This window comes from Spongiivirga sp. MCCC 1A20706 (genome assembly GCF_046524175.1).
In the GTDB taxonomy this organism is placed as follows: domain Bacteria; phylum Bacteroidota; class Bacteroidia; order Flavobacteriales; family Flavobacteriaceae; genus Spongiivirga.
The window spans coordinates 313,054-327,177 of record NZ_JBEFZF010000003.1 but is presented as its reverse complement, the minus strand read 5'-3'; the positions used below and the strand labels follow the sequence as shown (position 1 = coordinate 327,177).

Genomic DNA, 14,124 nt, shown 5'->3' with positions numbered 1-14,124 from the left:
CTACTTTACAATATGATGGTGAGAACAAACTAATCCAGATCGACCTGTGTATTGTGAATATCCAGCCGTATTAAAATAAGTCTAGTTGGGTTAAATAAATGTTCCCTAAACTGCAAATAATAAGTTTTCAAAACAAACTTTAAACTTTGAACTTGAAACTTTAAACTATGCATTATCTTTGCAACTTTCAATAAATTTTTTGAATTGTTGTCATTATGTTCAATAATCTTTCAGATAAACTAGATAAGGCCTTACACGTATTAAAAGGGCATGGTAGTATTACCGAGGTAAATGTTGCTGAAACGCTTAAAGAAGTTAGGCGTGCTTTGTTAGATGCCGACGTAAACTTTAAAATTGCTAAACAGTTTACTAATACTGTTAAAGAAAAGGCTTTAGGTCAAAATGTGTTGACCACGCTGCAACCCGGTCAGTTAATGGTCAAGATCGTAAAAGATGAACTTACCCAGTTAATGGGTGGCGATGCTGAAGGGATTAATCTATCTGGTGCGCCTACGGTCATTTTAATGTCAGGATTACAAGGGTCTGGTAAAACGACTTTTTCCGGAAAACTTGCTAATTATCTTAAAACAAAGAAGACCAAGAAACCGTTATTGGTAGCCTGTGATATTTATCGCCCTGCAGCGATTAACCAGTTGCATGTAGTGGGCGAACAAATTGGTGTCGAGGTATATTCAGAAGAAGGAAACCAAGATCCAGTAGCGATTTCTCAAAATGCAATTAAGCACGCCAAAAGTAATGGCCACAACGTGGTCATTGTCGATACCGCTGGTCGTTTGGCAGTTGACGAAGAAATGATGAATGAAATTTCCAACATTCATAACGCCATTAATCCGCAAGAGACTTTATTTGTAGTCGATTCAATGACTGGTCAAGATGCTGTAAATACAGCGAAGGCTTTTAATGATATTTTAAACTTCGACGGGGTTGTATTAACAAAATTAGACGGTGATACTCGAGGTGGTGCTGCCTTATCAATAAAATCGGTAGTTAATAAACCCATTAAATTTATTGGTACTGGTGAGAAGATGGAGGCGATTGACGTGTTTTATCCGGATCGTATGGCCGATCGTATCTTGGGTATGGGCGATGTTGTATCGCTTGTTGAACGTGCACAAGAACAATTTGATGAAGAAGAAGCACGAAAACTTCAAAAGAAAATTGCCAAAAACCAGTTTGGGTTTGACGATTTCTTAAAGCAAATCAACCAAGTGAAGAAAATGGGTAACATGAAAGACCTTATGGGCATGATACCTGGTGCTGGAAAAGCATTAAAAGATGTAGATATTGATGATGACGCATTTAAACATGTCGAAGCAATCATCCATTCAATGACTCCGGCAGAACGCACTAAACCCGCTTTATTAGACGCTAGCAGGAAGAAACGAATTGCCAAAGGTTCGGGAAGAACTATTCAAGAGGTAAATCAGCTGCTGAAGCAATTTAACCAAATGAGCAAAATGATGAAGATGATGCAAGGTGGTGGTGGCCGCAAAATGATGCAAATGATGAAGGGAATGCGTTAATTTAGTCGGCAGTTTACAGTTGGCAGTCTTCAGTAATATTTTTCGTTTCTTGAAAATGTATGGGATTCAAAACATTAATTGCATATCAAAAAGCATTTGATTTAGCGATGGAAATTTTTCAAATCTCGAAGAACTTTCCTCAAGAAGAAAAATATGATTTGACCAGCCAAATCAGAAGATCTTCTAGATCAGTCTGTGCCTCAATAGCAGAAGCCTATAGAAAAAGACAGTATGAAAAGCATTGGAAAAGTAAATTGTCAGATGCTGATAGCGAAAATTCTGAAACACAGCTTTGGTTAGATTTTGCTTTAGCGTGCGAATACATTTCAATTGAAGAAAAGAAAAAATTTAATAATCTAAGCGAAGAAGTTGGCAAATTGCTCAACTTTATGATCAATAATCCAGGTAAGTTTGGTTTGTAATTACTGACGACTGAAGACTGCCAACTGAAGACTTTAAACTATGATATTACTAGACGGAAAAAAAACAAGCAATGACATCAAAGCTGAAATAAAGGTTGAGGTTGATAAAATGAAAGAGCGCGGGGAGAAGGTTCCTCATTTAGCAGCAGTTTTAGTTGGTAATGATGGGGCAAGCTTGACGTATGTCGGTAGCAAAGTACGAGCTTGCGAACGACTTGGTTTTGAATCGACCTTGGTGAAGTTGCCAAATACTACTTCGGAAATCGAGTTGCTTAAAAAAATTCACGAGCTTAATGAAGATGATAATATCGACGGATTTATCATTCAGCTTCCATTACCACCGCAAATCGACACTCAAAAAGTACTAATGGCAGTTGACCCCGATAAAGATGTTGATGGCTTTCATCCCATGAACTTTGGTAAAATGGCCCTTGATATGAGTACGTTTATTCCGGCTACTCCTTTTGGAATACTAGAGTTATTGGAACGTTACAATGTAGAAACTACTGGCAAGCACACCGTTGTTATAGGTCGTAGTCATATCGTAGGACGACCAATGAGTATTTTAATGGGTAGAAAAGGATTCCCTGGAAACTCTACCGTGACATTAACACATAGTCGCACTAAGAATATCACCCAAATTACGAGTCAAGCAGATATTATTATTTCAGCGCTGGGTGTTCCTGGATTTTTGAAAGCTGAGATGGTTAAAGATGATGTTGTAATTATCGATGTTGGTATCACACGTGTACCAGACGAAACTCGGGAAAGAGGGTATTACATAACAGGAGATGTCGATTTTGAAAATGTTAGTAAGAAAGCAAGTTATATTACTCCAGTACCTGGTGGTGTAGGACCTATGACCATAGCAATGTTATTAAAAAACACGTTGCTTGCAAGAGAACGACATAGGACTAAAAAATAAGATATGTTTACCTCGCTAGAGGTAATAATAAAGATTTCATTAAATTTAAATGTTAGTTCATTGCCCATTTTTTGGGTAAGTAAGCTTGATTTTAATAATGAAATCTTTGACCTCCAAAATTGGTGCGTGCTTATTCTTTTTTCTGATTTGTGGTATAACTCCTTCCCGTAGTCAAGAACAGTCGGTTGCGCGTAAATGGAACGAAGTCTTGTTAGAGGCTATTAGAAATGACTTTGCAAGACCTACAGTACATGCTAGGAATTTATTTCATATTTCGGCGGCAATGTATGATGCATGGGCGCTTTATGATGAAGTATCAGTTCCGTATTTTATTAATAGAAAAAGAGACAATCAAACAATATCCATCGATAGATCATTAAGCGATGAGCAGTTAAGAGCTGACCAGGAACGCGCAATAAGTTATGCGGCCTATTACCTAATGAAAAATCGATTTTCTAAATCGCCTGGCTGGAATACTACAGAAGAATTGATGGATGAACTAATGTTTTCTCTGGGCTTTTCGTCCAGCTTAGGTTTTCAACAATCCAACTATTCTGAACCGCGTTCAGCTTATATTGGTTATGAAATAGCGCAAAAAATAATAGATGCCACTATTAATGACGGTTCAAATCAGGAAAATGATTATACCAATCTATACTATGAGCCCGTAAATGGCGCTTTCAATATTGATAGAACCGAACAAGATGCAATTATTCAAGATCCTAACAGATGGCAACCTCTCAGATTCGGAATCCGCTTCACTGATCAGTCGGGAAATGTTTTCGGAGAGAATACCACCCCAGATTTTTTGAGCCCCGAATGGGGTAACGTTACTCCTTTTTCTCTGACTATTGATAATATGTCAGCATTTTATCGTGATGGTCATCAATATAGAGTCTATCATGATCCAGGAGCCCCTTGCTATTTATTTGAAAATGATGAGGAAGCGTCATCAGAATTCAAATGGGGTTTTGGTTTGGTATTGAGATGGTCTTCTCATCTCGATCCAAATGATTCTGTAATATGGGATATTTCACCTGCAAGTATAGGGAATATTAATACTGATCAATTTCCTAAAGATATCCCTTCGCTACGTGATTTTTATAAAGAGGAGGGAGGAGATATTGGGATAGGCTATTCAATGAACCCTATAACGAACCAGCCATATACGCCACAGATGGTGCCAAGAGGTGATTACGCTAGGGTTTTGGCAGAATTTTGGGCAGATGGACCTGATTCTGAGACGCCACCTGGGCACTGGTTTGTGATTTTAAATTATGTTAATGATCATCCGCTTCATCAAAATCGTTTTCAAGGAGAAGAAGTACTCGATCAATTAGAATGGGATGTAAAAGCATATTTCACTTTGGGCGGGGCTATGCATGATGCTGCAATTAGCGCTTGGAGCATAAAAGGATATTATGATTATGTTAGGCCTATGACAATTTTAAGGTATATGGCAGACAAAGGACAATCATCTGACGCTAGTTTACCAAGCTATCATCCAGACGGATTGTCTCTAAACCCTGGTTTTGTTGAAATCGTCACAGATGATGATCCTTTGTACATGTTGGACTTTAGAAATGAAGGGAAAGTTAAAATAAACGCTTGGCAAAGACCGTATTTTAGCTCAGTTACCAACCAAGAGATTACCGGTGTTAATTGGTTTTTGGCAGAAAATTGGTGGCCTTATCAACAACAGACTTTTATAACTCCTCCCTTTGCAGGATATGTTTCTGGGCACTCGACTTTTTCTCGAGCAGCTGCCGAAGTCCTGACAGCGTTTACCGGCAACGAATACTTCCCCGGTGGGCTTGGTGAATTTGAAGCAAAAAAAGATGAGTTTTTGGAATTTGAAACCGGCCCAAGTATCGATTTCACATTGCAATGGGCAAAATACTATGATGCATCTGATCAATGTAGTTTATCGCGAATTTGGGGAGGTATTCACCCTCCAATTGATGATATACCAGGTCGTTTGATTGGCAAAAAAGTTGGAAAGCAGGCTTTCAAGTTTGCCCTTAGATTTTTTGAAAATAAAAACGTTCCCGATCTGAATATGGGAAACGATCAATCACTTCGACTATTTCCAAATCCAATTTTTCAAGGGCAGCAAATTAATATTCAATTATCGAGTATTGAAGCTCCTTTAGAAATAAAAATAGTCGACCTAAGTGGTAAGATTTATCAAATTGAAAAGATGAATGAGGTTATTTCAAGAACTATTCCATTTACTCCTAAAAATTTATCCCAAGGGTACTATTTTATAAATGTAAGTAGCAACAGTTTTTCAGTAACTAGACCATTTATTGTAAGGTGAGTGGTGTAAGTATATAGAATTAAAAATCAAAACCAACCAATATGAGAGTTTTAACCAAACTAGTATTATGTTTCAGTATGCTCTTTATGAGCTGTACTGAAAATGAAAAGGGACTTGAGGTAAACATAAGTTTTTCAGATCAGATAAGTAATGAAGCCAAAGATGGAAGATTATTGTTGATGCTATCAACCAATGATGAAAAAGAACCTCGATTTCAAATTTCAACAGGACTTAATACTCAGCTTATTTACGGAATGAATGTTGAAGGATGGAAACCAAATGAAAAAACAACTTTTGATAAAAATGTATTTGGTTTTCCTATTGAATCCTTTAGTGAGATACAACCTGGTGAATATTTTGTACAGGCGCTACTTCACACATATGAAACATTCAATTTGTCCACAGGTCATACAGTAAAACTTCCAATGGATAATGGCGAAGGTCAACAGTGGAACCGATCTCCTGGAAATTTTTATAGCAAACCGGTTAAAGTAAAAATTGATCCAGATAACAATGGCCCAATTGAAATTGTAATGGATCAGATAATTCCTGAAATTGAAGAACCTGAGGACACAGATTGGATTAAGCATATTAAGGTTAAATCAGAAAAATTGTCCAAATTTTGGGGAAGAGATATCTACCTAGGGGCGCATATCTTGTTACCAAAAGGTTTCGATAAACACCCGGAAGCAAAATATCCACTAATGGTTTTTCATGGGCATTTCCCTTCAAATTTTGACGGGTTTAGAACTACACCTCCAGATCCTAATGTAGCGCCGGAATATTCTGATCGTTTTAAATTAGAAGGATACAACATCACACAACAACAAGAAGCCTACGATTTTTACAAACGTTGGAACGAACCTGATTTCCCAAGGTTTTTGATCATAGAAATTCAACATCCTACACCGTATTATGACGATAGTTATGCAGTTAATTCTGAAAGCCAAGGTCCTTATGGCGATGCCATTACTTATGAGCTGATCCCTGCCATCGAAAAACAGTTTAGAGGTATTGGTGAAGGCTGGTCCAGATTTCTGTATGGAGGTTCAACCGGAGGATGGGAGGCATTAGCTGTACAAGTAAAATATCCTGATGAATACAACGGATGTTTTGCCGCTTGTCCTGACCCCATTGATTTTCGCGCATATTGCCTTGCTAATATTTATGAAGATGAAAATGCATATTATTATAAAAGTGAACATAAGAAAATTCAAGTGCCCATGCACAGAGATTATTTAGGTCATGTCGATGCTACGGTAAGAGAAGCCAATCACTTAGAATTAGTTTTAGGTGATCAGTCCAGAAGCGGACAACAATGGGATATCTGGGAGGCAACGTATTCACCTCAAGATGAGGACGGATATCCAAAAAGAATATGGGATAAATATACAGGTGATATTGATCATGAAGTGGCCGAATTTTGGAAAGAAAATTATGACCTGCGACATATCATGGAGCGTGATTGGGATAAGTTAGGAGATAAGTTAAAAGGAAAGATTCATATTTACTGTGGTGATATGGATAACTACTACCTGAATAATGCCGTATACTTGATGGAGGATTTTTTAGAAAACACTACGAATCCTTACTATGATGGAGAGGTTGCTTATGGTGACCGAGATGAGCATTGCTGGAATGGCGATCCGGATCTACCAAATGCCATTTCCAGACTGAGATACAACAGTATGTATGTGCCAAAAATAATGAAACGAATAGCCCAAAGTGCGCCCAAAGGAGCTGATTTAACAAGTTGGCGCTACCAATAGAAATTACTACTTAATGAATCGGCCTAAAATTGAACTTGAAAAAGATACCCTTGATCTATTCGTTGAAGCGACAGGAGTTGTGTTATTATTGGCATTAATTGTACTACCAATAGTCTTTTATAGTCAACTACCAGAAAAAATACCGACACATTTTGGTGCTGATGGTACTGCTGACAATTATGGAAGTAAAGATTCGATTTGGTTTCTCCCTGTTATTGGTACTATTTTATTTGTTGGAATGTTTATTTTAAATAAACATCCTCATATATTTAATTACCCCACTAGAATTACGGTTGATAATGCAAAAAGGCAGTATAAAAATGCTACGAAACTCATACGTTTTTTGAATACAACTGTGGTACTGGTATTTACATATATTACCTTTAGTACAATTAATATAGCCCTAGGAAAACAAGAAGGCTTGGGTACCTATTTCTTACTTGCTTTTTTAGCACTAGTTTTTGTACCTGTTGTATATCATTTGTTCAAAGCCTTTCCCAAAAAATAAAAGTCTATAATAAATAAATTTAAACCAACCATATGACCGACATCCAGATTGCAAATAGCGTGCAGCCAAAACATATTCGTGAAATCGCATCGAAACTTGATATTAAAGAAGATCAACTTGAATATTATGGTTCTGATAAAGCAAAACTTCCTCTTGATTTAATTGATAAGAATGCCGTGAAGGAAAGTAGTCTTATTTTGGTTACTGCGATCACGCCAACACCTGCGGGTGAAGGGAAAACAACCACATCGATCGGTCTTGGAGATGCATTAAACCATATTGGTAAAAAAACAGTAACAGTATTAAGAGAACCGAGTTTAGGTCCTGTTTTTGGTATTAAAGGTGGCGCTGCCGGAGGTGGTTGGAGTCAGGTGATACCCATGGTAGATATTAATCTGCATTTTACAGGTGATTTTCATGCGATTGAAAAGGCAAATAATCTACTTGCCGCGCTTATTGATAATAACATTCAAAGTAAAACCAAAAGCTTAGGGATTGATCCAAGAACTGTTATTTGGAAACGGTGTATGGATATGAATGATCGCGGCCTTCGTAAAATTATTGTGGCGTTAGGAGGTAAAGCAGGTGGGGTTCCCAGAGAAACTGGGTTTAATATTACAGCGGCATCTGAGATTATGGCATTGTTATGTTTATGTAAAAACATGGAAGATCTTCAAGAAAAATGCGGAAATATATACGTCGCCGACACTTGGGAAGGCAAACCGGTATATGCTAAAGATTTACACGCGCAAGGAGCCATGGCGGTGCTGTTAAAAGATGCAATAAAACCAAATTTAGTACAGACTTTAGAAGGTAATCCGGCTATTATTCATGGAGGTCCTTTTGCGAATATAGCACAAGGCACCAATTCAATTTTAGCAACAAAAATGGGACTTAGTCTCGGTGATTATGTGGTGACTGAAGCCGGTTTTGGTTCTGATCTTGGAGCAGAAAAGTTTTTAAATATTAAATGTAGAATGGCCGGACTCTCTCCAAAAGCGGTTGTTTTGGTTGCAACAATAAGAGCTTTAAAATATCATGGAGGAAAAAATATTAAGGAACTAACAAATGAGGATGTAGGTGCTCTTGAAAAGGGGTTGCCAAATTTAGAACGGCATATTGCAAGTCTTAAAAGTTTTGGTTTACCTATTGTTGTTTCTATTAACGCTTTTAGCAGTGATACAGATGCAGAAAAGAAATTTTTATTCGACTACTGCAAGAATAATAATATTCCGGTCGCTTTAAGTTATGGCTGGGCTAATGGTGGTAAGGGGTGCGTTGATCTTGCAAACAAGGTGGTGGATGTAGCAGAAGGATGCACCAACGAATACACTCCAACTTATGAATTAGAGGATGCCATAAGAACCAAAATGGAAAAGATTTGTAGAACTATCTATGGCGCAGAAAATGTGATTTTAAGCAACAAGGCTAGTAAGCAGTTAAAACAATTTGAGTCAATGGGATATGGAAATTTACCAGTATGCATCGCAAAAACTCAAAAAAGTTTAAGTGATGATGAAAAGCGACTTGGACGTCCTGAAAATTTTGACATCCACATTCGGGAATTCGAAATAGCAACGGGAGCCGGGTTTATTATCCCAATCGCCGGAAACATTTTACGTATGCCAGGATTGCCGGCTACACCGTCTGCAAATCATATTAAAATGGATGAAAAGGGAGAGATTACTGGATTGTTTTAACCGGATAAGGTCTTTGAAAACCTGTGACCAACCTACTATTCGTTTAAATTTAATACAGGCATTTATGGTGTTCGTGTTTTTTATTTCCATAATCTTATTTTGATTTTTATTGGGTTCTAAATGAATTAATAATAGATGTGGAAATGTTTCCATGAAAATCTATGCTTAGTACTTTCCAATAATAAGTCGTATTGCTGTTTACATTGATTGATAAACTTGGTTGATTACTAGTGCCAACTAAAGTTGCAGGATTCTGATTAGTATCTAGATACACTTTAAACTCGTTGATGTCATTGTCTACATCACTTGCAGACCACTGTAAGTTAATGGTACCTGCATTTATATTAGTGGCACCATTTTGTGGGCTATTAATAATTGCCGGAAACGGAGCATAATTTTCAATACCCGGACCTTCATTATAAAATCGCCAGGTATCACTTTGGGCCGTTTCCCCAGATGCAGACGTTGAAATAATATACCATTCGTAGGCTTGCCCCCTTGTTAATGTAATATCAACAGTTGTATTATCAGTAGTCGCATCACTTATAAGATTTGTTTCTAGGTTAATGATTTTAATTTGGTATTGAGCGGTATTTTGCGATGTATTCCATTGGAAAGGTATCACACTTTCGTCATTATCAAGTACTGTTCCTTCTGTACACTCTTTGTTGTTTTCAGGAAAGGATAAAAGAGCGGCAGTCGGGGATCCTTGAGTATCTTCTTCAGGATCCCCATCTTTGCCGCAACTAAAAAACAAACCCAATAGTAAAGTGAAAACAAAGACTGACTTTTTCATTGTTTGATGATTTTATGTGATGAGGTATGATTTGATGCTTTTACTTGAACCATATAAACGCCACTAATTAGTTCATCAACTGGTATTTTTAATGGTTGATTTGTAGGATTGTTGAAAGTAAATTGTTTGATAAGGGTTCCGTCTAAGTTGTAGATAATTACTTCAGATGTGTCTGCAGGTTGGGGTAGATTGATAAAAATGAACCCGCTTTTAGTTGGATTTGGATATACCCTTGCCATATTATTTAATAAAAATGTTTCTTCGTAAACCCCTTGACAATTCTTATCTGTTGACACTATTAATTTGTTAACTTCATCTCGCAGTGGAATCTCAATTGTTGATTGTTGGGTTTCGAAGGTTTGATTGTTTAGTTGAATAGTATAGCGTTTTCCTCCTGAAAGATTCAGTTTTACTGTTTTTGCTGAGGTATCCAAACGAGCACTAACACTTAGGGGTGTAGGTTCTACTATAACTACATCAAAACAATATTCTTGATTAGGCAATTCATCAATAGTGATACAGACGGAATATGTGCCAGCTTGCAAATTATTTACCGCAGTTTGATTATTAAAACGTCTATTTTCATTCAGACCATTACCTGAAATAAAAGCATTATAGGTGTAGGAGGTATTTTTTACCGAGATTGATATACTCCCATTATTACTATTTAAGCAACTTTCTCCTGTACTTTTAACCAAAAAGTTATCGGATGGTATCCCATCTGCAGCTTCTCGTTCACCTTGAGTATACCAAATACCCCATTTACCATTATTGATTATAGGTTGTGGGCTGCCATCAGGAGAAATCCGATCAGCTTGTATGTTAATAGAAGCGATAATGGGGGTGCCCGAGGTGTCCTCACCATCAAAAATAAGCTGACGGTCGTTTACCGCGTAGTTAGGAAATCCAAGCGTTAGGTTATTCCATATAGTTTGTACCTCGTTCCTTTCGATATCAGCGGTAAGCACTAAATATTCATTGGTATTCGCATTAAAAAAATCAAAAGCTAGAATATTGTTAGATGTTTTTGACAATGAGGGGTTACCAATGCTTACTCCGTCAGGCAAATTGGTAAATAGTTTTTGAATAGTCCCATCCCCATAATCATCGCTATTATTATCCCATGCTTTGAGTACACCAACATCCCAATAGTCAATGATACTTCCATTGATATTGGTGACTCGATTGAATGCATCATAAATAAGATATTCCCCGGTGTAATCCCATTCTAAAGCATCGGGATAGAGTACTTCACCTGTTGTATTTCCTTCAGTTGATGTAGTTGGATTGTATAGTTGAAATTCCCGATTGGTACCTCCTTCTAAATCTAAGATAAAAATGCTATTACGTTGTTCTTTTAAGGTAACGGCTAGTCGGTTTCCATCTTTTGAAACGGCAATAGCCCCCCATAAGGGTTCACCAGACACTTCAGTTTCCTGTGGATTATTAGGATCGAGGGTTATAAAATTTATGGTGTTGTTTGAGGTAACAAAAAGTGCAGCTAGACCATCATCTCGTACAGTTGGCTTTCTAAATAATCCGGTTGATGATATAGGAGTGAAGTTTTGGGCGTTTTCATCGGTTATGAATAAGGTATTCGTTGCGTTTGTCTCACTAGCCGCTACCAAAATGAATTGTTCACCAATAAGGGGCGGTAAGTCCTCGTCGGTATCTGTTGGATTTCCATCGGTAATACCGACGGTATCGAACGCAGCTATAGCTGCATTTACTTCGGGGCTATTATTGCCATGTAAGTCCGTTGCTGATTGAATAATCGACAACCTTAAATCAATAAATTGAGATGAAACGGTTAAATACCGAGTTAATGCTCGGTAGTAAATCTGTTCGGCTTTGCTTTTTCCAATGTCTGTTGCTATTAAGTAATAAGCACGGTTAACAATTCCACTATTAATATGGACACCTCCGTTGTTTTCTGTTCCGGTGTAGAACTCATTCATATCCTTAGGTTGCCACCCTGGATCACCTAATTGGTTTCCGCCGTTATTTGGGTTTTGCATATTTCTAAGTGCCCCTCCAACAAAAACCTGTGGGTTTACTACATCTTCCCCAATTAACCAATCGTCACGATCAATCATTGCGCCAAAAATATCAGCAAACGATTCATTAATAGATCCTGATTGACCTTGATATTCTAAGTTTGCTGTATTCTGAATGACACCATGTGACATCTCATGTCCACCAACATCTAATCCACCTGCAAGGGGGGCAAAAGCTGTTCCCCCATTACCGTAAAACATGGCGCGACCATTCCAAAATGCATTTTGCAATGAACTGCCATCATCATCTGCCACGTTAATAAATGAAATAATAGTGCCACCTTGACCATTGATGGAGTTTCTATTATGTGTATTTCTGAAGTATTCATACGATACATCAGCATTATATTGTGCTGAGATTGCGGTAGGATTGTTCCAATTATTACTATTATTAGTTACCCTATAAATTGGGGTATCTTGAGCTAAAGGTTCATTTCGGAGGTCAAGTGTCATTAATACGCCATTACCATTATCGGGAAGATTGGCTGTGTTACCATCAAACATGGGTTTTGAAGTATCTACCATGACTTGAGTACCATTAGTTTCGTATGTGCCAACCTGTCTTGTAACACCATTTAAATCTTGCCCACTTCCTACAGTTGGAGGTCGATAGGGATGAACTTTGTTATGTATTTCATGTGAATGATGATTGTGTATGGTACAAGTGGCATGTACCTTATCTAATATTTCACCGGTTTTTCCATCAACATAATAAATCCAACGATCTTTGTAATTAGAATACGCCTCTACCTGATAAGCTACATGCAACTTTCCTGATGGTCCTTTATAAATAATAGGCTCGGGTTTGAATGCCTGTTCGGTCATTAAATGGCCGTTCTCGATCCTTGCTATTTTGCTAATGACAGTTCCAATATCCTTTTCAACAATTTGCAATGCCTTATTTTCATTAAGCTCAAAGTTTGTGTTTACCTCTGTGATATTCGGAATACTATGTCCGTTGAATAGCACTACTTGATTATTGGTATTTAAGTGCACAATTACTTGCTGTCCGAAAACCTTGATCCCTTGATGATATTGTTGATATTTTAAATGTGTTGCTCCATTTTTATCCTGTTCAAGATTTACTAGCTCAAAACTGTCATTATTTTTTAACTTGAGTATCGGCTTTAAATTATGTAGGTAAGTGCTGGCTATTTCGTGAGGTGTCCCTACATTTTTACTGCTGCTAACGGCAGTCTGCGGTTCGCTTTTAATAAAAATAGGCTGTCCGTTTTTTCCATAAACGATTCGTGCCTTTTTCGTTTTACCTTTCTGAATAACATTGAGTAAATCAGCAGTTAGGGTGAATGATGTATTCGTATTTTTTCGAACTGAAGTACGCTTACCTGGTGAACTTTTAGCAGCTTGATAATTGAAATTTTTAAACGTAGGATTGATTCCAGTATTGGGAATTGTTCGTTTTTTACTTAAAAACGGATTTTGCGCCTGAATACTACTTATAAATCCAAAAAGTATTAGGAGTATACATATAGATTTTTTCATCGGTTTATTGTTTAGGTATAAGTTGCATCAAATCGGTATGAAGTACTTTAATAACCTCAGGAACTTCCACGCCTTGCTTTCCCCAACTAATTCTACGTTGACTGCTATCTTGTTGTTTTTCTAAAAAGAAATAGTTGTTTCCAGGCTCGTTTAGGTTAATGTTTTTAAGATCGATCTTGTTAAATCGGTCGAATAACGATCGAGTACGATCTGCTGAAATTGAGTTAATTGCTTTAAAGTTCTGGCCTATGCTTTCTTTCAGCATTAAAACACCGTCGGTTGACAACACATAGGTAATTTGCTGACCAGTAAATCCACCTCCTTTTCCAAAAGCAATTCGCTGTCCGGGAAATTTTTTTGACAAAGAGCGATTTGATCCGCAAGCGAATAACATGATCGTTAGTAAACTATATACCGTGATATTTCTTACCATTTTTATTATGTATTTATGGTGTTGAAATAGGAGGGGAACATGATGATTCAAAGTTATTTAAAAGAGTACCTTCATAAAATACCGTAGATACTGTATTTTTTTCTACTGGTATTCCGGTATATTGCCGTAGACCCTTGCATGTCATTG

10 protein-coding genes are annotated in these 14,124 nt (G+C 37.3%); 7 read left to right on the top strand and 3 right to left on the bottom strand.

Annotated elements, in window-relative coordinates:
- The first annotated feature begins 215 nt into the window (after positions 1-215).
- The 7 genes from ffh (at position 216) to ABN763_RS09385 (ending at position 9,188) form a co-directional block, all read left to right on the top strand.
- On the top strand, positions 216-1,544 hold the full coding sequence (ffh, locus tag ABN763_RS09415; protein WP_410485210.1) for a signal recognition particle protein: 1,329 nt from the start codon (positions 216-218) through the stop codon (positions 1,542-1,544).
- Between the two features lie 59 nt (positions 1,545-1,603).
- Positions 1,604-1,966, top strand: coding sequence for a four helix bundle protein (locus tag ABN763_RS09410; protein ID WP_410485209.1), 363 nt, complete (start codon positions 1,604-1,606; stop codon positions 1,964-1,966).
- A 40-nt stretch (positions 1,967-2,006) separates the two neighbouring features.
- Positions 2,007-2,891: a bifunctional 5,10-methylenetetrahydrofolate dehydrogenase/5,10-methenyltetrahydrofolate cyclohydrolase gene (locus ABN763_RS09405; RefSeq protein ID WP_410485208.1), complete on the top strand. Its 885-nt coding sequence runs from the start codon at positions 2,007-2,009 to the stop codon at positions 2,889-2,891.
- Between the two features lie 106 nt (positions 2,892-2,997).
- On the top strand, positions 2,998-5,211 hold the full coding sequence (locus ABN763_RS09400; RefSeq protein WP_410485207.1) for a DUF6851 domain-containing protein: 2,214 nt from the start codon (positions 2,998-3,000) through the stop codon (positions 5,209-5,211).
- Positions 5,212-5,252: 41 nt separating this feature from the next.
- Positions 5,253-6,980: an alpha/beta hydrolase-fold protein gene (locus ABN763_RS09395; RefSeq protein WP_410485206.1), complete on the top strand. Its 1,728-nt coding sequence runs from the start codon at positions 5,253-5,255 to the stop codon at positions 6,978-6,980.
- Between the two features lie 13 nt (positions 6,981-6,993).
- The gene (locus tag ABN763_RS09390; RefSeq protein WP_410485205.1) at positions 6,994-7,488 is read left to right on the top strand and encodes a DUF1648 domain-containing protein; all 495 of its coding nucleotides are present in this window, start codon (positions 6,994-6,996) and stop codon (positions 7,486-7,488) included.
- Positions 7,489-7,520: 32 nt separating this feature from the next.
- Positions 7,521-9,188, top strand: coding sequence for a formate--tetrahydrofolate ligase (locus tag ABN763_RS09385; protein ID WP_410485204.1), 1,668 nt, complete (start codon positions 7,521-7,523; stop codon positions 9,186-9,188).
- 106 nt (positions 9,189-9,294) lie between these two features.
- Here the strand turns inward: ABN763_RS09385 and ABN763_RS09380 are convergent, their stop codons facing one another.
- Genes ABN763_RS09380 through ABN763_RS09370 form a run of 3 tightly spaced genes read right to left on the bottom strand, consistent with a single transcriptional unit; the run spans position 9,295 to position 13,977 of the window.
- Positions 9,295-9,984: an Ig-like domain-containing protein gene (locus tag ABN763_RS09380; RefSeq protein ID WP_410485203.1), complete on the bottom strand. Its 690-nt coding sequence runs from the start codon at positions 9,982-9,984 to the stop codon at positions 9,295-9,297.
- A complete protein-coding gene (locus ABN763_RS09375) occupies positions 9,981-13,544 on the bottom strand; it encodes a M4 family metallopeptidase (protein ID WP_410485202.1) in 3,564 nt (1,187 codons plus the stop codon). The genes ABN763_RS09380 and ABN763_RS09375 overlap by 4 nt, the downstream gene beginning before the upstream one ends.
- Before the next feature lie 4 nt (positions 13,545-13,548).
- Entirely contained in the window at positions 13,549-13,977 is a 429-nt protein-coding gene (locus ABN763_RS09370; RefSeq protein WP_410485201.1) for a hypothetical protein, read from the bottom strand.
- Positions 13,978-14,124 lie beyond the last annotated feature (147 nt).

Bases quoted from the DNA above. Each gene is read 5' to 3' on its own strand.
- ffh (WP_410485210.1), top strand. From the start codon at position 216: ATGTTCAATAATCTTTCAGATAAACTAGATAAGGCCTTACACGTATTA.
- ABN763_RS09410 (WP_410485209.1), top strand. From the start codon at position 1,604: ATGGGATTCAAAACATTAATTGCATATCAAAAAGCATTTGATTTAGCG.
- ABN763_RS09405 (WP_410485208.1), top strand. From the start codon at position 2,007: ATGATATTACTAGACGGAAAAAAAACAAGCAATGACATCAAAGCTGAA.
- ABN763_RS09395 (WP_410485206.1), top strand. From the start codon at position 5,253: ATGAGAGTTTTAACCAAACTAGTATTATGTTTCAGTATGCTCTTTATG.
- ABN763_RS09390 (WP_410485205.1), top strand. From the start codon at position 6,994: ATGAATCGGCCTAAAATTGAACTTGAAAAAGATACCCTTGATCTATTC.
- ABN763_RS09385 (WP_410485204.1), top strand. From the start codon at position 7,521: ATGACCGACATCCAGATTGCAAATAGCGTGCAGCCAAAACATATTCGT.
- ABN763_RS09380 (WP_410485203.1), bottom strand. From the start codon at position 9,984: ATGAAAAAGTCAGTCTTTGTTTTCACTTTACTATTGGGTTTGTTTTTT.
- ABN763_RS09375 (WP_410485202.1), bottom strand. From the start codon at position 13,544: ATGAAAAAATCTATATGTATACTCCTAATACTTTTTGGATTTATAAGT.
- ABN763_RS09370 (WP_410485201.1), bottom strand. From the start codon at position 13,977: ATGGTAAGAAATATCACGGTATATAGTTTACTAACGATCATGTTATTC.